At 69.7% G+C, this 19,236-nt stretch carries 20 protein-coding genes and 1 riboswitch; of the genes, 10 read left to right on the top strand and 10 right to left on the bottom strand.

Annotated features, from left to right (window positions below):
* Positions 1-8: 8 nt before the first annotated feature.
* Together ACFWZ2_RS17625 and ACFWZ2_RS17620 are read right to left on the bottom strand one after the other, a co-directional pair.
* On the bottom strand, positions 9-275 hold the full coding sequence (locus tag ACFWZ2_RS17625; RefSeq protein ID WP_384546529.1) for a DUF4031 domain-containing protein: 267 nt from the start codon (positions 273-275) through the stop codon (positions 9-11).
* Position 276: 1 nt separating this feature from the next.
* A complete protein-coding gene (locus ACFWZ2_RS17620) occupies positions 277-642 on the bottom strand; it encodes a hypothetical protein (protein ID WP_384546527.1) in 366 nt (121 codons plus the stop codon).
* 110 nt (positions 643-752) lie between these two features.
* On the opposite strand from ACFWZ2_RS17620, the gene ACFWZ2_RS17615 reads away from it, so the two are divergent.
* The 3 genes from ACFWZ2_RS17615 (at position 753) to ACFWZ2_RS17605 (ending at position 4,295) form a co-directional block, all read left to right on the top strand.
* Positions 753-1,676, top strand: a complete 924-nt coding sequence (locus tag ACFWZ2_RS17615) for a MurR/RpiR family transcriptional regulator (RefSeq protein ID WP_384546525.1) — start codon at positions 753-755, stop codon at positions 1,674-1,676.
* 74 nt (positions 1,677-1,750) lie between these two features.
* A complete protein-coding gene (gene murQ, locus ACFWZ2_RS17610) occupies positions 1,751-2,746 on the top strand; it encodes an N-acetylmuramic acid 6-phosphate etherase (protein WP_384546523.1) in 996 nt (331 codons plus the stop codon).
* 43 nt (positions 2,747-2,789) lie between these two features.
* A complete protein-coding gene (locus tag ACFWZ2_RS17605) occupies positions 2,790-4,295 on the top strand; it encodes a PTS transporter subunit EIIC (protein WP_384546521.1) in 1,506 nt (501 codons plus the stop codon).
* Between the two features lie 60 nt (positions 4,296-4,355).
* Here ACFWZ2_RS17605 and ACFWZ2_RS17600 read toward each other — a convergent pair whose 3' ends face one another.
* From ACFWZ2_RS17600 to ACFWZ2_RS17590, 3 genes are all read right to left on the bottom strand, one after another.
* Entirely contained in the window at positions 4,356-4,829 is a 474-nt protein-coding gene (locus ACFWZ2_RS17600) for a hypothetical protein (protein ID WP_384546519.1), read from the bottom strand.
* A gap of 115 nt (positions 4,830-4,944) precedes the next feature.
* Positions 4,945-5,175: a hypothetical protein gene (locus tag ACFWZ2_RS17595; protein WP_384546517.1), complete on the bottom strand. Its 231-nt coding sequence runs from the start codon at positions 5,173-5,175 to the stop codon at positions 4,945-4,947.
* A complete protein-coding gene (locus tag ACFWZ2_RS17590; protein WP_384546515.1) occupies positions 5,172-5,384 on the bottom strand; it encodes a hypothetical protein in 213 nt (70 codons plus the stop codon). The genes ACFWZ2_RS17595 and ACFWZ2_RS17590 overlap by 4 nt, the downstream gene beginning before the upstream one ends.
* Before the next feature lie 116 nt (positions 5,385-5,500).
* On the opposite strand from ACFWZ2_RS17590, the gene ACFWZ2_RS17585 reads away from it, so the two are divergent.
* From ACFWZ2_RS17585 to ACFWZ2_RS17565, 5 genes are all read left to right on the top strand, one after another.
* A complete protein-coding gene (locus ACFWZ2_RS17585) occupies positions 5,501-6,343 on the top strand; it encodes a Scr1 family TA system antitoxin-like transcriptional regulator (RefSeq protein WP_384546513.1) in 843 nt (280 codons plus the stop codon).
* Positions 6,324-6,590 (top strand): DUF397 domain-containing protein, encoded by a 267-nt coding sequence (locus tag ACFWZ2_RS17580; protein ID WP_384546511.1) that lies wholly within the window; start codon positions 6,324-6,326, stop codon positions 6,588-6,590. Before ACFWZ2_RS17585 ends, ACFWZ2_RS17580 begins: the two co-directional genes overlap by 20 nt.
* A gap of 295 nt (positions 6,591-6,885) precedes the next feature.
* Positions 6,886-7,692: a hypothetical protein gene (locus ACFWZ2_RS17575; protein ID WP_384546509.1), complete on the top strand. Its 807-nt coding sequence runs from the start codon at positions 6,886-6,888 to the stop codon at positions 7,690-7,692.
* Between the two features lie 56 nt (positions 7,693-7,748).
* Positions 7,749-8,330 carry a Uma2 family endonuclease gene (locus ACFWZ2_RS17570; protein WP_384546507.1) on the top strand — a complete coding sequence of 194 codons (582 nt, stop codon included), beginning with the start codon at positions 7,749-7,751 and terminating at the stop codon, positions 8,328-8,330.
* Between the two features lie 322 nt (positions 8,331-8,652).
* The gene (locus ACFWZ2_RS17565; protein ID WP_384546505.1) at positions 8,653-9,903 is read left to right on the top strand and encodes an esterase/lipase family protein; all 1,251 of its coding nucleotides are present in this window, start codon (positions 8,653-8,655) and stop codon (positions 9,901-9,903) included.
* On the opposite strand, the gene ACFWZ2_RS17560 is transcribed toward ACFWZ2_RS17565, so the two are convergent.
* The 5 genes from ACFWZ2_RS17560 to thrC form a co-directional block, all read right to left on the bottom strand.
* Positions 9,904-11,358, bottom strand: a complete 1,455-nt coding sequence (locus ACFWZ2_RS17560) for an alanine/glycine:cation symporter family protein (RefSeq protein WP_384546503.1) — start codon at positions 11,356-11,358, stop codon at positions 9,904-9,906. It abuts the gene before it with no gap.
* 180 nt (positions 11,359-11,538) lie between these two features.
* Positions 11,539-13,164, bottom strand: a complete 1,626-nt coding sequence (gene groL, locus ACFWZ2_RS17555) for a chaperonin GroEL (protein WP_363269784.1) — start codon at positions 13,162-13,164, stop codon at positions 11,539-11,541.
* Positions 13,165-13,481: 317 nt separating this feature from the next.
* Positions 13,482-13,685 carry a cold-shock protein gene (locus ACFWZ2_RS17550; RefSeq protein WP_005315736.1) on the bottom strand — a complete coding sequence of 68 codons (204 nt, stop codon included), beginning with the start codon at positions 13,683-13,685 and terminating at the stop codon, positions 13,482-13,484.
* A 428-nt stretch (positions 13,686-14,113) separates the two neighbouring features.
* Positions 14,114-14,389, bottom strand: a complete 276-nt coding sequence (locus ACFWZ2_RS17545; protein WP_384546501.1) for a ubiquitin-like small modifier protein 1 — start codon at positions 14,387-14,389, stop codon at positions 14,114-14,116.
* A 101-nt stretch (positions 14,390-14,490) separates the two neighbouring features.
* Entirely contained in the window at positions 14,491-15,786 is a 1,296-nt protein-coding gene (gene thrC, locus ACFWZ2_RS17540; RefSeq protein ID WP_384546499.1) for a threonine synthase, read from the bottom strand.
* Positions 15,787-15,803: 17 nt separating this feature from the next.
* A riboswitch (SAM riboswitch) is annotated at positions 15,804-15,932 on the bottom strand.
* 155 nt (positions 15,933-16,087) lie between these two features.
* On the opposite strand from thrC, the gene ACFWZ2_RS17535 reads away from it, so the two are divergent.
* Both ACFWZ2_RS17535 and ACFWZ2_RS17530 read left to right on the top strand, forming a co-directional pair.
* On the top strand, positions 16,088-17,059 hold the full coding sequence (locus tag ACFWZ2_RS17535) for a glucosyl-3-phosphoglycerate synthase (protein WP_384546497.1): 972 nt from the start codon (positions 16,088-16,090) through the stop codon (positions 17,057-17,059).
* A 38-nt stretch (positions 17,060-17,097) separates the two neighbouring features.
* Positions 17,098-19,191 carry a hypothetical protein gene (locus ACFWZ2_RS17530; protein ID WP_384546495.1) on the top strand — a complete coding sequence of 698 codons (2,094 nt, stop codon included), beginning with the start codon at positions 17,098-17,100 and terminating at the stop codon, positions 19,189-19,191.
* Positions 19,192-19,236: the final 45 nt, after the last annotated feature.

Here is a 19,236-nt window from a genome sequence, read left to right as displayed (position 1 = left end):
CCGCTCCCTTACGCGGGCCGCCCCTTGGGCCGACGCAACCCCGCCCCCGTAAGCCTCCGCACCAGCTCCTTGGACCCGATCTCGACGGCCCCGGCCCGCACCGCGTCCTCGTACCGGTCCGACGGCACGTCGTAGTGATCACGCTCGAACGCGCGCGGCGGGCACCCGATGCCCGCCGCGAAGGCGTGGAGTTCGTCGTACGAGACGTCGCTGACGAGGTGGGACCAGAGGCGGCCGTGGCCGGGCCAGACGGGCGGGTCTATGTAGACGGTCATGTCAGCCCGCCGCCCCGAGCCCGCCGACCGGCGCGACGACGACGCCCGCCTTGCCGCAGACCCAGTGCGGATCGGGCCCCAACTCCGGTTCCACGTCCAGCGCGTGGGGGTCGCCCGAGCCGCAGACAGGACACAGCGGCCACCGCCCGTACCGCTCCAGGAGCCCGTCCTGGACGTCCTGGGCGACGAGCCCGGCGACGTACTCGATGCCTTCGGGCCACTGCTCGACCCACCAGCGGCGGTGCGCGACGGCCTCCTCGACGAGCGAGACGACCTCGGCCTCGGCGACGTCACGGGCGACGAGGTCGGCGAGGACAAGTGCGCGAGCGGCGTGCAACGCCTGCTCCAGGGGGTCGATCGCGTCCATAAGGCCATTGTCACCCCGCGCACCCGGAACCCCGCACGCCCGAAGGTCCCCCCGCACCTCAGGACCAAAGGGCTCTTGACCCCACCCCGTCGCGAAAATATCTTTCAGGTGTGACCAACAACGTGAAGGAAATTTTCGAGGGCACCGCGCCCCCCGCCCCCGCCGCCCTCGCGGCCAAGGTGCGCACCCTCGCACCGTCGATGACCCGCTCCATGCAGCGCGTCGCCGAGGCCGTGGCGGGCGACCCCGCGGGATGCGCCGCCCTCACGGTCACCGGCCTCGCCGAGCTCACCGGCACCAGCGAGGCGACGGTGGTCCGCACCGCCCGCCTCCTCGGCTACCCCGGCTACCGGGACCTGCGCCTCGCACTCGCCGGACTCGCCGCCCAGCAGCAGTCGGGCCGGGCGCCCGCCGTCACCGCGGACATCGCGGTCGACGACCCGCTGTCGGACGTCGTGGCGAAACTGGCGTACGACGAGCAGCAGACCCTCGCCGACACCGCGGCCGGACTCGACACCGTGCAGCTCGGCGCGGCCGTGGCCGCGCTCGCCACCGCGCGGCGCGTGGAGATCTACGGCGTCGCCGCATCCGGCCTCGTCGCCCAGGACCTCGCGCAGAAGCTGCTCCGCATCGGACATGTCGCGCACGCCCACTCGGACCCGCACCTGGCGGTCACGAACGCGGTGACGCTGCGCGCGAAGGACGTGGCCATCGCGATCACGCACTCCGGGTCGACGGGCGACGTGATCGAACCCCTCCGCGTCGCCTTCGAGCACGGCGCGACCACGATCGCGATCACCGGGCGGCCGGGGGCGGCCGTCTCGCAGTACGCCGATCACATACTGACCACCTCCACGGCGCGCGAGAGCGAGCTGCGGCCCGCCGCGATGTCCTCGCGGACGAGCCAACTGCTCGTCGTGGACTGCCTGTTCGTGGGCGTCGCCCAGCGGACGTACGAGACCGCGGCGCCCGCGCTCGCCGCCTCGTACGAAGCACTCGCCCACCGGCACAGCCCACGCGGCGGGAGCCGCTGACCCCGCAGCCGCACCCGGACAGACCTCCGTACGCGCCCACCCCCCGCACCGGACACGAAAGAGCCGCAGACGCCATGACCTCCACCACCGACGCCACCCCCTCCCAGCCCGCGCCCCAGCCCTCCTCCCAGCCCGGCGACGGCACGTACGGCGAGCTCCGCGCCCAGCTCGCCACCCTCACCACCGAGGCGTTCCGCCCCGAGCTCTCCGAAATCGACCGCCTGCCCACGCAGGAGATCGCGCGGATCATGAACGGCGAGGACGCCACCGTCCCCGCCGCCGTCGCCGAGCAACTGCCCGCGATCGCCGCCGCCATCGACGGCACCGCCGAGCGGATGGCCCGCGGCGGCCGCCTGATCTACGCGGGCGCGGGCACCGCGGGACGGCTCGGTGTGCTCGACGCGTCCGAGTGCCCGCCGACGTTCAACACCGACCCGAGCGAGGTCGTCGGCCTCATCGCGGGCGGCCCGAGCGCCATGGTCACGGCGGTCGAGGGCGCGGAGGACAGCAAGGAGCTGGCCGCGCAGGACCTGGCCGACCTGGACCTGACCGCGGACGACGTGGTCGTCGGGATCTCCGCATCGGGCCGCACCCCGTACGCGATCGGCGCGGTGGAGCACGCCCGCGAGCGGTACGGCGCGCTCACCATCGGCCTGTCCTGCAACGCGGACAGCGCGCTCGCGGCCGCCGCCGAGCACGGCATCGAGGTCGTCGTGGGCCCCGAACTCCTCACCGGATCCACCCGGTTGAAGGCGGGCACGGCCCAGAAGCTCGTCCTCAACATGCTGTCGACGATCACGATGATCCGGCTCGGCAAGACGTACGGAAACCTGATGGTGGACGTGCGGGCCTCGAACGAGAAGCTGCGGGCCCGCTCACGCCGGATCGTCGCCCTCGCCACCGGCGCCTGTGACGAGGAGATCGAAGCCGCGCTCGCCGCGACCGACGGGGAGGTGAAGAACGCCATCCTGACCATCCTCGGCGGAGTCGACGCCGCCACCGCCGCGGACCTCCTCACGGACTCGTCGGGACACCTCCGCGCGGCCCTCGACGCCGCCCGCGCCACCTGAACCAACCCCGCCCTCCGGGCACCGCACAGCAAGGCACCGCACCATGGCACCAGATGACAAGAACCGCGCCACCGCCGCCGCGATCCTCCCCCTCGTCGGCGGCGCCCAGAACATCACGTCCGTGGCCCACTGCATGACCCGGCTCCGCCTGGGCCTCGCCGACCGTTCCCTGGTCCAGGACGAGGCACTGAAGGCACTGCCCGCCGTCATGGGCGTGGTCGAGGACGACACCTACCAGATCGTGCTCGGCCCGGGCACGGTCGCCCGGGTCACCCCGGAGTTCGAGGCCATGGTGACGGAGGGCCGCGCCGAGGCACCCGCCGAACACGCCCTGACCGCCGAGGAGTTGGCGGAGCAGGGCGCCGCGATGAAGGAAGCCCGCAAGGCGAAGAACGCCACCCCCTTCAAACTCTTCCTGCGCCGCATCGCGAACATCTTCGTCCCCCTCATCCCCGCCCTGATCGGCTGCGGCATCATCGCGGGCATCAACGGCCTCCTGATCAACCTGGAATGGCTCCCGGCGATCACCCCCGCCCTGGCGGCGATCGCCTCCGGATTCATGGCGCTGATCGCGGTGTTCGTCGGCTTCAACACGGCGAAGGAGTTCGGCGGTACGCCGATCCTGGGCGGCGCGGTCGCGGCGATCATCGTGTACGCGGGCGTGGCGAACATCGAGGCGTTCGGCCAGAAGCTCTCCCCCGGCCAGGGCGGTGTCCTCGGCGCGCTCGGCGCCGCGGTCCTCGCCACGTACATCGAGAAGTGGTGCAGGAAGTGGGTCCCGGAGGCGCTGGACGTCCTCGTGACACCCACCCTCACGGTCCTGCTCTCCGGCCTCGTCACGATCTTCGGCCTGATGTTCCTCGCGGGCGAGGTGTCGACGGGCATCGGCACGGCGGCCAACTGGCTCCTGGACAACACGGGCGCGTTCGCGGGCCTCGTCCTCGGCGGGCTCTTCCTGCCCCTGGTCATGCTGGGCCTGCACCAGGCCCTGATCCCCATCCACACCACGCTCATCGAACAGCAGGGCTACACCGTCCTGCTCCCCATCCTGGCGATGGCGGGCGCGGGCCAAGTGGGCTGCGCGATCGCGGTGTTCAAGCGCCTGAAGCACAACACCTCGATCCGCACCACCATCAAGTCGGCGCTCCCCGCGGGCTTCCTCGGCGTCGGCGAACCCCTCATCTACGGCGTCTCGCTCCCCCTCGGCCGCCCCTTCATCACGGCGTGCGTGGGCGGCGCGGCGGGCGGCGCGTTCGTCGGCTTCTTCTCGATGATCGGCGACAAGGTCGGCTCCACGGCCATCGGCCCCTCCGGCTGGGCCCTCTTCCCCCTCCTCGACGGCAACAAGGGCCTCGGCCTCACCGTCGCGATCTACGGCGGCGGCCTCCTCGTCGGCTACCTGGTCGGCTTCTTCGCGACGTACTTCTTCGGCTTCAGCAAGCAAATGCTCCTGGAACTGAACACGGACACGGCCCCGTCCCCGTCCCCGGCCCCGTCCGACGCCCCGGCCACCACTCCGCCCCCCGAAAAGCAACCGGCAACGGCCTGACCAACACCCCCGGCCAGGCGGCACCCCGGTACAGAACTCACCCTGTACCGGGGTGCCGCTTCACTCACTCGAGCCCGCCCGCACACCCGCACGCCGCCGCTTCGCGTACGCCCCCGCCAGCCCGGCCCCCACGGCCGCCGCGCCACTCCCGAAGGCGACCAGGTTGAGCTCATGCGGAACAGCCTCGTCGCCCACGCCGTAGTCTTCGCCCCCACTGTCCTCGACCACGCACGTGAAGCCCAACGGCACGAACTCGACCTCATAGTCCACGACATGGTTCGCTCGCTCGGGCCCCGCCACCCGGCACGGCCGCATCGGCGCCGAGTCCGCGCCGCCGTCCGTGGCGTCGAGCACCGTGAGCCCCAGACAGACCCCACCCAGCGCGTACGCCGCCGCCGCGACCGCCCCCAGCAGCGCGGCGACCGCACGCACGGCGGGACCCCGCCGCGTCACCGCCCCACACCCGTACCCGAAGAGCCCCAAGGCCACGATCGCCGCGACCAGCACCACCAGGAACAGCAGTAATCCCACCATCCCGGGATCGTACGCATCCGATGCCGCGCCCTGGACGACCTTTCCGGCCACGGCTCAGGCGAGCGCCGGTACGCGGTCAGCCCGAACGCTCAACACCCGCCGCACACACCCCGGTTCACGGCAACCGCCCCTCCCGATTGACCTGCCGCACCCGCTCCCGCAGCACGTCCCCCGTCGGCGCCTCCCCCACCGACCCCGGCGGGCAGTCCCACTCCCTGCCCCCGCCGATCGGCCTGAGCTGCACGAGTCCGCCCTCGCAGCCCATGACCTGCCCGACGCTGCCGTCCCGGTAGTCGACGGCGTACGTCCCCGCCTCCGGCACCCGCGGATCTTCCTCGGTGTTCACCGCGCACCCTCCAGTACGGCGGCGAGACGCATCGCCGTGTCGAGGTTGCAGCGCCCCAACTCGACCAGCGGGAGCGCCCCTTCGCCCGCGGCGGTCAGCGGGTCCACGCGCAGCGACGGCAGCGTGATCCCGGCCCGTTCCAGGCCCGCTCTCAACTGCCGTACGGCCTCCTCCGCCGCCCGCACCCGCTCCTCCGTCGTCAGCGCCATGAGCTCTGCCTTTCACACTGAGTGTTCCTGTTTCCTCACCCAGAGTGTTCGTGCGTGCGTAGCCTGAGAAGCGCAGGTGACCCAACAGACTCCCGTGTTCGGCGGAGGAGTTGCCCATGACCCGCCCCAAGGACCTCGACCCGTCCTCCAACCCCCGCGCGCTGCTGGGCGCCGAGCTGCGCCATGCCCGCGAGCGGGCGGGCCTCAGCCAGGAGGCGCTGGGCGCGCCGCTGTTCGTCAGCGGATCGTTCATCGGCCAACTGGAGGCGGGTACGCGCCGGATGCACCTGGAGTACGCGGCGCACTTCGACGAGACGTTTGACATGGGGGGCTTCTTCACCCGCAACTGCCGGGCTCTCGCCAAGTCCAAGTACCCGGACCACTTCGCGGAGGCGGCCGAGGCGGAGGCCGTGGCGACGGCCATTAGGGAGTACGCGCCTCAGCTGATCCCGGGGCTGTTGCAGACCCGCGAGTACGCGAGGGCGGTGTTCCGCGACGGTCGCCCCACCGCGCCGGACGACGAGATCGACGAGCTGGTCGCCGCCCGACTGGAACGAGCCCACCTGCTCGACGACCCAACAACCCCCTTGTTGTGGACGGTCCTTGACGAAGCGGTGATCCGGCGCCAAGTGGGAGGGCCTGCCGTCATGGCGGAGGCGCTCCGGCACGTGGCGGCGCTGGGGCGCAGACGCCGAGTCATCGTGCAGGTACTCACCTTCGCGGCCGGGGGCCACATGGCCATGGAAGGCTCACTGAAGCTGATGTCCTGCACAGATGCAGCGCCTCTCGCTTACCTGCAAGGCTTCAGGACAGGGCGACTTGAGGACGATCCCGCAAGCGTTGCCCAATACGAACTCGCTTACGATTTACTCGGGGCCAACGCACTCCCACCCCGAGAATCCCTGGCCCTGATCGAATCAGTGGCAGAGGATTACGCGCATGAAGAGCACCAGCCCTGACTACGACCTCGATACCACCATTTGGCAGAAGTCGACGCACAGCGATGCAAGTGGCGGCAACTGCCTGGAGGTCGCCCGCTGGCGGAAGTCCACCCACAGCGGAGCGAGCGGCGGCGACTGCCTCGAAGTAGCCGACGGCCACCCGAACCTCGTCCCCGTCCGCGACTCCAAGAACCCCACCGGCCCGAAGCTCGTGTTCCGGGCCACCGCCTGGTCCGCCTTCATCACGGACCTCAAGGCCAACTGACAACCGGCCACCCCGGAGCTCAAGCCCCGAGCCCCGAGCCCTCTCTCCAAGGAACGGGAGGCGGGCCTCAACCCGCCCTCCCTCCCTGGGAGTTGGCACAGCCGACCACTTTCAGCGTTCGACTTGCCACGCAACGTGACGAAGCTCTAGCGTGCCCGCATAACGAACAGAACAGCCCCCGTCAGGTGCTACCAACACCTGCGGGGGCTTGACCACCAAGATCGAAGCGAGCGATCCCATGGCTGACGCCAAGCTTAGTACCGCCTCCCGCCCTGCGCACGTAGCCCCGCACCCGATGGCCAATCCGGGTTACGGAAAGCGATCCGCACCCGATCAACGCCCCCGTAAGGCACGCGACTTCACCCACCTACCACCCCGCGAAGCGGCAATCGCCGCCTACCTCGACCGGCTCCCCGACGGCACGGACATCTCCGTGAAGACACTGGCCAAGCACCTCCCGTACGGCCAGTGCGCACTCCGGACCGCCCTCAACAGGCTCCAGGCGGCGGGCCATCTGCGGCGCGGCAGGGAACACGTGCGGGGAACGGGCAGCGCCCACTGGATCACCCGAACGTGGTTCTCCCGCACCGCGCGGGACGACATCTGGTGGGCGACCTTCACACGGGGTGACGTCCCGGAACCACATACGAGCGCACCCCAACACCCCACCCGAAGCCGCGCGTTCATCCTCCTGGCAGCCCTCGGCCGGACGGCCCCCGCACTCTCCCTCTCCGAGGCCGACTGCGCGGCGCTCGCGCCGGACGCCGCCCGCTGGTTCGACCGGGGCGCCACGGAAGCGGACCTCCTGCACGCGCTCACCGCCGGGCTTCCGCCCGTCGTCCACCGCCCGGCAGCCCTCGTACGCAGCCGCCTGACCACGAAGCTCCCGCCTGAGCCCGCGCCGCGCGCCGCACTCCGCGTACTGGAGTGCGGGACGTGCGGCGCCCCCGGCCGCCCCGAGGCCCTGCCTGGCGGCACGTGCGGCGAGTGCCGTGGCGAATCCGTGCGTCACCGCACGGCTCCGGAACCCACCGAGGTCCGCGCCCACGCGGCACGAGTCCGTGCCGCTGCGGTCCGTACTCCTGCAAGGAGCCACACATGACGGTTCAGCCCGTCCGCCCCAGAAGCGGGGCACGATGTAGGGGAGGAGGCGACGCCATGACCCCCAGCACCGAAGAGCGCCCGCAGATGTCCGTCGAGGACTTCGAGGAGATCGAGCGCCATGCCCCGGAGACCGTGAGGCTGGAGTTCATCAACGGAAGGCTAGAGGTCAAGGCCATGCCTGACGGCAACCACGGCGAGATCTTCATGTGGCTGATGCGTCAGTGCATGCAGCAACGCCCCGACCTGAACCTCATGCCCGAGCGCGGCCTCAAGGTCGAGAAGTACCGCAAGGGGCGTGCCCGGACAGACGGGGCTCTAGCGCCTCGCGGGCACTTCAAGGGCCATGGAGAGTGGTCGGCCACAGACAGCGGTGTCCTCATGGCCGTAGAGATCACCTCCCACGATGCCGACACCGATCGCCGGGACCGCGTCGACAAGCCGCTCGGGTACGCGGAGGCCGGTATCCCCGTCTACCTCCTCATCGACCGGGACAGCAGCACACTCACTGTGTACAGCGAGCCGAAGGGCGGGACGTACCAGCAGCAGCCCTCGTACCCGTACGGCGCAACCGTCGCACTCCCCGACCCTGTCGGCATCGCTCTGGACACCGAAGAACTCAAGGACTACTCCGACTGACCCCACCCTCCCGGTCGTCTTCGCGACATACTTCCCGCCCCGGGGCGGACCGGTGCCGAACGGTCCGGGCGGCCCGATGGCCGACGCGCCATCGGCCCGCGCCCGCGGCGGCGCCGCGGCCGCCGAGACGCCACTGGCCAAGGCGCCACCGCCCCACGCGTCACACCCGGAACCGGCCGAAGTCGCCCTGTCCGAAAGGCCCCTGGCACCCGCGCGGATTGCCGCGGCCGTCTGTCGGCGGCTACCTGACGTACCAAAGATGGCACCGAACGTCAGGGCCACGCGGGGATCACCGCAGCGGCACGACCGGAGGGGACCCTTCATGACCGAGCGCAATGAGCACACCGAGCCCTATGAGCCCACCGAGCAGCAGATCTCGGAGGCGTGGCGGTCCGCCGCGCATGTCACGCTCGCGCCAGGACCCCGCGAGATCACCGAGGCCGCGCCGGAGCCGGACGACGAGTGGACGCTGCCGGGCGGCACGGCCTGGGTGTATCTCGCGGATGCCAAGCAGGGGCTGACCCGTCCTGTCATCCTGAGCGACGGGTTCAACAGCGGGCCCAGTGAACTGGACTTCTCCTGGGAGGTACTGGAGCGCGGCCCGTACCCGTTGATCAGTGAGCTGCGGGCCCGCGGCCGCGACGTCGTCCTGCTCGGCTTCGACGAGCGGAGTGCCTCGATCCTGGACAACGCCCATGTCGCGCGTGCCGCGATCCTGGAGGCGATCGCGCGGCGGAAGGGCCAGCACCCGCTGGTCGTGGGCGGGTTCAGCATGGGCGGGCTCGTCACGCGGTACGCGCTGGCCAAGATGGAGCACGACGACGAGAACCACGAGACCAAGCTGTACTTCTCCTACGACAGCCCGCACCGCGGCGCCTGGATCCCGATCGCCCTGCAGTCGTTCGCCCACTACATCCGGCGCCTCAACTCGGCCTTCTCGAACCAGATGAACAGCCCGGCCGCGCGCCAGCTCCTGTGGCAGCACATCGCGGAGTGGGGGGACAGCCCCGAGACGGACAAGGAACGCGGCACGTTCCTCGCGGAGTTGGAGCGGGTCGGCGGCTGGCCCGCCAAGCCGAAGAAGATCGGCGTGGCCAACGGCGTACGGAGCGGCGAGGGCAACGGCATCGCGCCCGGTGAGCGCGCCTTCCACGGCAGGGGCCTCGCCATCACCGGCACCCACCTCTACACCCAGCCCGCGGGCGAGGACCAACTCGTCGCGCAGTTGCGGGTGGTGACCCTGCGCAAGCCGCGCATCCGCACCTCGGGCCTGCCCGAGATCGACGGCGCCCCCGGCGGCACCCTGGAGGGCTTCGGGATCCTCGCCGACGAGCTGAACAAGATCCCCGCGTTCATCGGCCTCGGCTCGACGGCCGATGAACGCGCGCACTGCTTCGTGCCGACGGCCAGCGCGGTCGCCCTGCGCGACATCGACACCCACGAGAAGCTCTACGAGCCGTTCGCGGACTCCGAGAAGAGCGAACTCGACGAGTATCTGTGCGCCTCGCAGAACGAGGGCCACACCCTGATCACCGAGGAACTCTGCACCTGGATCCTGGACCGGCTGCCGTAGCTACCTGACTCCGGAGCCGGTCCTCTCCGCACCGGAGCGGTCCGGCTCCCAGCACTGCACGCCCCGCAGGCCCGGCATCCGGTCCCGGGTGAACACCGGGTCCAGGCCCGCGCGGCGCTGTGCCAGATAGTCGTCGAGGAGCCGGAAGGCGATCGTCGACAGCGGGATGATGGCGAGCAGGTTCACCAGTGCCATGAAGCCCATGAAGACGTCCGCGAGGTTCCACACCACGCTGACCGAGCCGAGCGCGCCGAGGAAGACGGTGCCGAGCACCAGGAAGCGGTACGACGGAAGCACCCAGCGCCTGCGCGTCATGAACTGGATGTTGGACTCGCCGTAGTAGTAGTTGCCGATCATCGAGCTGAAGGCGAGCAGGAAGACCACGGCGGTCAGCACGTGCCCGGCCCAGCCGCCCAGGCTGTCCGTCATCGTGGTCTGCGTGAGGTCCGCGCCCTGCCGCCCGGACAGCTCCGGGTTGGCGGTCAGGATGATGAAGGCGGTCATCGAGCAGACGAGCAGGGTGTCGAAGAAGACGCCGAGGGACTGCACGAGGCCCTGCTTGACGGGGTGCGAGACCTCGGCGGTGGCGCCCGCGTTGGGCGCGGAGCCGAGGCCCGCCTCGTTGGAGAACATGCCGCGCCTGATGCCCTGCTGGATCGCGGCGCCGATGCCGCCCGCGGCCAGCTCGCGCACTCCGAAGGCGCCGCCCACGATGTCGGCGAACACCCGCGGCACATCAGCGATGTTGAGGAGTACGACGGCCGTGCCGAGCAGCAGGTAGATGACGGCCATCACGGGCACCAGCACGGTGGTGACCGAGCTGATCCTGCGTACGCCGCCGAAGACGGCGAGGCCGAGCAGCGCGGCGAGCAGCAGGCCCACCAGCGGCGCGAACCACTCCGCCTCCCCGGCGCCCATGGATCCGGTGGCGACGGAGGTGATGGTGTTGGACTGCACGGCGTTGAAGACGAAGCCGAACGTCACGGTGATGGTGACGGCGAAGAGGACGCCGAGCCAGCGCTTCCCGAGCGCGCGCTGCATGTAGTACGCGGGCCCGCCCCGGTAGGCGCCGCTCGCGTTGCGCACCTTGTAGAGCTGCGCGAGGGCGGATTCGACGAACGCGGACGCGGCGCCGATGATCGCCATCACCCACATCCAGAACACGGCGCCCGCCCCGCCGAGCGTGATGGCGGTGGCGACACCGGCGATGTTGCCGGTGCCGACGCGGGCGGCCGCGGAGATGGTGAACGCGCCGAACGACGACACCTGCTTGCGGCCGTCGGCCCGCGCGGGCGTCTTCTCGCGCACCACGCGGAACATCTCGGGGAGCAGCCGCAGCTGCACGGCCCTGGACCGCACGGTGAACCAGATGCCCGCGCCGACGACGAGCGGGATCAGGAGGTACGTCCACAAGCGGTCGTTCACTTGCAGGATGAGGGAGTCCAGGGAGTTCACGGGCAAAAGTCTCACCCGGGACAAAAGACCCGGGCCAGGGACTTAAGTCCTTGGTAAACGGTGAGCAAAGGCACGCCGGCTCATAGGCATGCGCACACGCCGAAGGGGCGGCACCCTCCGCGAGGAGAGTGCCGCCCCTTCGTACGAGCTACGCGCTCAGGACAGCCGATCCGCGAGGGATCAGAAGTCCATGTCACCGCCCGGCATGCCGCCCGGAGCGGCGCCCGCGGCGGCCTTCTCCGGCTTGTCGGCGATGACGGCCTCGGTGGTGAGGAACAGCGCGGCGATGGAGGCGGCGTTCTGCAGGGCAGAGCGCGTCACCTTCGCCGGGTCGAGGATGCCCTCGGCGATCATGTCGACGTACTCACCGGACGCGGCGTTCAGGCCGTGGCCGACGGTCAGGTTGCGCACCTTCTCGACGACGACACCACCCTCGAGGCCGGCGTTGACGGCGATCTGCTTCAGCGGGGCCTCCAGGGCCAGCTTCACAGCGGCGGCGCCGGTGGCCTCGTCGCCCTCGAGCTCCAGCTTCTCGAACACCTGGGAGGCCTGCAGCAGGGCCACGCCACCACCGGCGACGATGCCCTCCTCGACGGCCGCCTTCGCGTTGCGAACGGCGTCCTCGATGCGGTGCTTGCGCTCCTTGAGCTCGACCTCGGTCGCGGCACCGGCCTTGATGACCGCAACACCGCCGGCGAGCTTCGCCAGGCGCTCCTGCAGCTTCTCGCGGTCGTAGTCGCTGTCCGAGTTCTCGATCTCGGCGCGGATCTGGTTGACGCGGCCCTGGACCTGGTCGCTGTCACCGGCGCCGTCGACGATGGTCGTCTCGTCCTTGGTGATGACGACCTTGCGGGCGCGGCCGAGCAGGTCGAGACCGGCGTTCTCCAGCTTGAGGCCGACCTCCTCGGAGATGACGGTGCCACCGGTGAGGATGGCGATGTCGCCGAGCATGGCCTTGCGGCGGTCACCGAAGCCCGGGGCCTTGACGGCGACGGACTTGAAGGTGCCACGGATCTTGTTGACGACCAGCGTGGACAGGGCCTCGCCCTCGACGTCCTCGGCGATGATCAGCAGCGGCTTGCCCGACTGCATGACCTTCTCCAGGAGCGGAAGGAGGTCCTTCACGTTGGAGATCTTGGAGTTGACGATCAGGATGTACGGGTCATCCAGGGCCGCCTCCATGCGCTCCATGTCGGTCGCGAAGTACGCCGAGATGTAGCCCTTGTCGAAGCGCATGCCCTCGGTGAGCTCAAGCTCGAGACCGAAGGTCTGCGACTCCTCGACGGTGATGACGCCTTCCTTGCCGACCTTGTCCATGGCCTCGGCGATGAGCTCGCCGATCTGGGTGTCGGCGGCGGAGATGGAGGCCGTCGAAGCGATCTGCTCCTTGGTCTCGACATCCTTCGCCTGCTCGAGCAGGGCGCCCGAGACGGCCTCGACGGCCTTCTCGATGCCGCGCTTCAGAGCCATCGGGTTGGCACCGGCGGCCACGTTGCGCAGACCCTCGCGCACCAGGGCCTGGGCCAGGACGGTCGCGGTCGTCGTGCCGTCACCGGCGACGTCGTCCGTCTTCTTCGCGACCTCCTTGACCAGCTCGGCGCCGATCTTCTCGTACGGGTCCTCGAGTTCGATCTCCTTGGCGATGGAGACACCATCGTTGGTGATCGTGGGGGCGCCCCACTTCTTCTCGAGGACGACGTTGCGACCCTTGGGGCCCAGGGTCACCTTGACGGCGTCGGCGAGCTGGTTCATGCCGCGCTCGAGGCCGCGCCGTGCCTCCTCGTCGAACGCGATGATCTTGGCCATGTGAAGTGGTCCTCCCGGACAGGGGTGGAAAATCCGGACCGCACTGGTGCCCGCGACGGACGGCCTGCAGCCCTTGTGGTTCCTTGCCCCACCCGGTCTGCGGACCTCACCGGCCCGATCCAAGTTCTGTCACTCTCACTCGTAGAGTGCTAAGCCCAATGATTAGCACTCGACCCCTGCGAGTGCAAGCGCCTCTTACGGATCCCGGACAGCCTCAGAGCTGCCCGCGCGGACGCCCCCGCACACACGAGGGGCCCGTACCCCTGTCGGGATACGGGCCCCTCGCGATGCTTGCGTCGGTGGCCGATCGCGCCGAGCTAGACGGCGAGCTTGACCATGTCCGCCTGCGGACCCTTCTGGCCCTGCGAGATCTCGAACTCGACTCGCTGACCTTCTTCCAGGGTGCGGTAGCCGTCCATCTGGATCGCGCTGTAGTGGACGAAAACATCCGCACCACCGTCGACCGCGATGAAGCCGTACCCCTTCTCCGCGTTGAACCACTTGACGGTGCCCTGAGCCATGCCTAACTCCCCTATTACTGGCCCTTGCACAGGACCGCACTTCGCGGACCCGGGTCAGACCTCCACCACCCATTGGAGATGGGGGTGTGCGCCGGAACGCGTCGACCGCGGCTGAATGTATCTGTCCAACTGCCGTCTGCAACAGGTCAATCGGACGAGAATTCTGGGCACGCGCGATCGGAAATAAGCGGAGATTCTGCCCGAAGACAGGGCAAGTCGGGCCCGACATATGCCACAAAGGGCCCAAATGGGCAGCACACTTTGGCTACTTCTTGTCGGCTCCGGGCCGACTTCGTATATGCGCTCGGCACTAACGGCGAAGCTCTCTTCCCAACTGTACCGCGCTCAACCATGCAGAATTGCCCCCTCCGTTTCTCTCACGGAGGGGGCAATTCGGTTGAACGCTGCGGGCACTTCCTTGCGGAAGATCAGCCTCCGGCGACCGCGGGAATGATCGACACCCCGGCACCGTCCGGAGTGGCCGTCTCGAGGCCCTGCTCAAAACGGACGTCGTCGTCATTCACGTACACATTCACGAAACGACGCAGCTTGCCCTGATCATCCAGGACCCGGGCCGCGATACCGGTGTGCTTCTGCTCCAGATCGGCGATGACCTCACCCAGGGTGGCCCCCTCGGCGGCGACCTCGGCCTTGCCGTCGGTGTAGGTGCGAAGAATGGTGGGGATGCGGACGTTGACGCTCATGGGATTCACCTCAAGGTAGGCCCCGTCAGGGGCGCGGGGCTGTTTCGATATGCGGCTCCGCCGCGTGGGCGCGACCAGCCACGACCGGCCCGCAGGGGAAGTCAGCTGGCCAGACCCGCGGCGCGGAACGCATCCAGGCTGGGCTTGATGGTGGCGGTGGCCTGCGACGTCTCAGCGACGGCGTCGAGCGTCTTCAGACCGTCCCCGGTGTTGAGGACCACCGTGGTCAGGGACGGATCGATGAGCCCCGCCTCGACCAGCTTCTTGGTGACACCCACCGTCACCCCGCCCGCGGTCTCCGCGAAGATCCCCTCGGTCCGGGCAAGAAGCTTGATCGCGTCGACGACCTGCTCGTCATTCACGTCCTCCACCGCACCACCCGTGCGCCGGGCGATGTCGAGAACGTAAGGACCATCCGCGGGGTTGCCGATCGCAAGGGACTTGGCGATGGTGTTCGGCTTCTGGGGCCGTACGACGTCGTGCCCCGCCTTGAACGCCGCGGACACCGGCGAGCAGCCCTCGGCCTGGGCGCCGAAGATCTTGTAGGGCTTGTCCTCGACGAGACCGAGCGCGATCAGCTCCTTGAGACCCTTGTCGATCTTCGTGAGCTGGGATCCGGAGGCGATCGGGATGACCAGCTGGTCGGGCAGGACCCAGCCGAGCTGCTCGCAGATCTCGTACGCGAGGGTCTTGGAGCCCTCGCCGTAGTAGGGCCGCAGGTTGACGTTGACGAAGCCCCAGCCCTCGCCCAGCGGGTCGCCGATGAGCTCGGAGCAGAAGCGGTTCACGTCGTCGTAGTTGCCCTCGATGCCGACGAGTTCACCGCCGTAGACCGCGGCCATGACGACCTTGCCCTGCTCCAGGTCGTGCGGGATGAACACGCAGGAGCGGAAGCCGGCGCGGGCGGCCGCGGCGCCCACGGCACCGGCGAGGTTGCCGGTGGAGGAGCAGGACAGCGTGGTGAAGCCGAAGGCGCGCGCCGCTTCGAGTGCCTGCGCGACGACCCGGTCCTTGAAGGAGTGCGTGGGGTTGCCGGAGTCGTCCTTGACGAACAACTTGCCCTGCTGGACGCCGAGTTCGGCGGCGAGGTTGTCGGCCTTGACGAGCTTGGTCCAGCCGGGGTTGAGGTTTGGCTTGTCGGCGACGTCGGCGGGGACGGGGAGCAGCGGGGCGTAGCGCCAGATGTTGGCGGGGCCCGCTTCGATGCGCTTGCGGAGCGCTTCCGGGTCGCCGAGCGGCAGGTCGTAGGCGACTTCGAGGGGGCCGAAACACTCGGCGCAGGCGAAGATCGGTCCGAGCGGGAACCTGGTGCCGCACTCGCGGCAGGAGAGGCCCGAGGCCGGTCCGAGGTCGACGGGGGCGGTGGTGCTTTCGGCGGCGACAGTCTGCACAGCCATGGAGGCGAGGCCCTTTCTCCTCATCTTCCTCGCGACGCATCTCGCCGCGAGACGGAATTGGCACCTTCCCCACCGTGACCTCGCGGTCGGCGGGAGGGTTGCCGGGGCTTCAACGGGCCGTATCCCTCTGCCCCTCTGGATGAGCGGTATTCGATTGTGGGTTTCAGTTGTTGATCTCGACGCGGCGGCGACCCCGACATGCGATGGTCACCGGCGTTGTTCAAGACTGTAACCGAAGCCCCGGACCCTTGAGATAGTCGTCCGAACCGCGAGATGGATCACATATGGGAGGACCCTGACCGTGCTGGAAGAGGTCGAGCACTGGCTGAGCAGGCGTTCCTGGTCCGTCGCCGACCGCCCGCTGGACCGGCTCGTCGCCGCCAAGCGTGCGTCCGGCGTCTCGGTGAGCGTCGTGCTGCCCGCACTCGACGAGGAGGAGACGGTCGGCGCGATCGTCGCCGAGATCCGCCGCGAGCTGATCGAGGGGGTCCCGCTGGTCGACGAGCTGGTGGTGGTCGACTCCGGTTCCGCGGACCGTACGGCCGAGGTCGCGGCGGACGCGGGCGCCAGGGTGGTGCACCGGGACGAGATCCTGCCGCGCATCCCCGCGGTGCCGGGCAAGGGCGAGGTCCTGTGGCGTTCGCTCCTGGTCACGCACGGCGACATCGTGGCGTTCGTCGACGCGGACCTGAAGGAGTTCTCCGCGGACTTCGTCTCGGGGATCGTGGGCCCGCTGCTCACCGATCCGGACGTGGCCTTCGTGAAGGCGATGTACGACCGGCCGCTGGGCGCCGAGTTCGATTCGCCCGCCTCCGGCAGGACGGCGGGTCAGGGCGGCCGGGTGACCGAGCTGATGGCGCGCCCGCTCCTGAACATGCACTGGCCCCAACTCGCGGGTTTCGTGCAGCCGTTGGGCGGCGAGTACGCGGCCCGCAGATCGCTCCTCGAACAGCTGCCGTTCCCCGTCGGGTACGGCGTGGAGCTCGGTCTGCTCGTCGACGCGCTGCACACGGTGGGCCTCGACGCCCTCGCGCAGGTGGACGTCGGGGTGCGCAGGCACCGGCACCAGGACGGGCAGGCGCTCGGGCGGATGGCGGCGGCGATCTACCGGACGGCGCAGCTGCGGCTCGCGCGCGGCCATCTCGTACGTCCCGAGCTGACGCAGTTCGAGCGGGGCGAGCACGGGTTCGAGCCGCGGACGTATGCGGTGGACACGGAGGAGCGTCCGCCTATGACCGATATCGCCGAGTATGCGCATCGTCGCGTGGCGTAACCGTCGACGATCATGCGTTTTGCCCACATTGCCCATTTATGTGGGTCAGACATGCAGGAAAAGCCATCCGGCGGGCGGGCGCGCTGACGGTCGCCGCCGCCACCCTCGCGGCCGGGGTGCTCACCGCGACCGCGACGCCCGCCGCCGCGGAGGTGATCGAGCCCTTCGCCAAGCGCTACGAGGAATCGCTGTACGGCGACTTCAAGACCATCGGGAACACGGTCCTCGACTGCCCGACGAGCCCGGCCGACGTGGCCGCGGCCTGCAAGGAGACCCAGCAGGCCAAGGGCACCAAGAACAACAACAACTTCATCGAGCACCGCATCGACACCGCCGGGCTCACCGGCACCTTCGACTCCAGCACCGGCCAGGTGACCATCCCGCCCGGCGCGAAGGTCGACTACGCGCGGCTGTTCTGGGGCGGCAACGCGGGCACGCACCGCTTCGGCAGGACCGTCCGCACCATCTGCGACCTCAACCGCGACGGCAACCTGCCCGTGGACCCGGCCCCCGGCGACCCGCTCACCACCCGCCCGGTCATCCGGGTCGGCGGCGGCGCCCAGTCCACGGTGAACGTGGAGAACGCCGTCCGCTCCCCCGACGCCACCCAGGGCCCGCACTACTACACGGCGGAGGCCGACGTCACCTCCTCCTTCGCGGGCGCGGCGACCGGCAGCCCCGTCGAGGTGGCCGTCGGCAACATCTGGGCGCCGAACGGACAGGGCTGCGTCGGCGGCTGGTCGCTGACCGTCGTCTACAAGTACGACGGGCCCAACGACCAGTACGCGCCCGACCGCCGCAACGTCTACATCTGGGGCGGCCACGTCATCCAGCGCTCGGTCAAGCGGGCGGCGGCCCCGGCCGGCTCCACCACCATCCCGGTGGACGGCTTCTACCGCACCGACGGCGACATCCACGCCAGCACCACGGCGTACGAGGGCGACTGGAACACCAAGGGCGACCAGTTCCTGGTCAACGACCAGCCCGTCACCGAGTCGCACACCGGGAAGACCGACAACTTCTTCATCAGCGAGGACGACGGCGCGGTCAACCCGAAGTACGAGAACAACCTGAGCATCGACGCCAAGGCCTTCGAGGTGCCCGACGGGGCGATCCCCGTGGGCGCCACCTCGGCCAAGCTGACCTTCACCAGCACCGGCGACGTGTACGTCCCCTCGCAGCTCGCGCTCTCCGTGCCGGTGCCCGACCTGGAGGTCACCAAGACCGCGTCGCCCGCCAAGGTCAAGCCGGGCGAGAAGCTGACGTACACGGTCACCGCGAAGAACATCAGCAAACTGCCGTACCCCGGCGCCAAGTTCAGCGACGACCTCAGCGGCAACCTCGACGACGCGACGTACAACAACGACGCGAAGGCGTCCACCGGCACCGTCTCGTACAAGGAGCCGAAGATCAGCTACGTCGGTGACATCGCCGCGGGACAGAGCGCGACCGTCACCTACTCGGTCACCGTCAACGACCCGGTGAGCGGCGACGGAAAACTGCTCAACAACGTCGACGTGGAGACCCCGCGCTCCAACTGCGACCAGGGCAGCACCGACCCGAACTGCACGTCCGAGCCGGTCATCGACTACCCCGAGCCGCCGATCACCGTGGTCAGCCAGCCCGTCCGCAGGGTCGTCCCCGCGTGCGGCTCGACCACCAACACCATCACCCTCACGAACACGTCGGACGACCCGCGCATCGGCGCCACGGCGTCCTGGCCCGTGAAGCCCGGCTCGACGCCCGTCGCAAGCTCCGGGACGGTCACCAAGCAGGGCTCGACGTACGTGTGGCGGGGCACCGTGCCCGCCAAGGGCAAGGTCACCATCACCCAGAAGGTGACGGTGTCCTGCACCCCGGGCGAGGTCACCGTCATCACGGTGACGGCGCCCGGCAGCAACTGCGCGAAGTCGACGCGCGGCGGCGACGACCCGTGCACCACGGCGATCCTCGCCCAGCGGGTGCAGGGCAGGCCCGCCCCGCAGGAGCCCGGGTCGCGGGGCGAGCACCCGCGCGGTCAGCTCGCCGCGACCGGCAGCGACTCGTCGACCATGCTGTACGGCGGGGTCGCCGCCGCGCTGTGCGGGCTCGGCGTGCTGGTGCTCGCCGCGGTGCGCGGGCGGCGCGACTGATCCGCTCCGCGGATACGCCCACGGCGGCCGGACTCCCCCGCCGGG

Source organism: Streptomyces sp. NPDC059002 (assembly GCF_042740435.1).
Lineage (GTDB): Bacteria > Actinomycetota > Actinomycetes > Streptomycetales > Streptomycetaceae > Streptomyces.
This window is presented reverse-complemented; position numbering and strand designations above follow the sequence as displayed.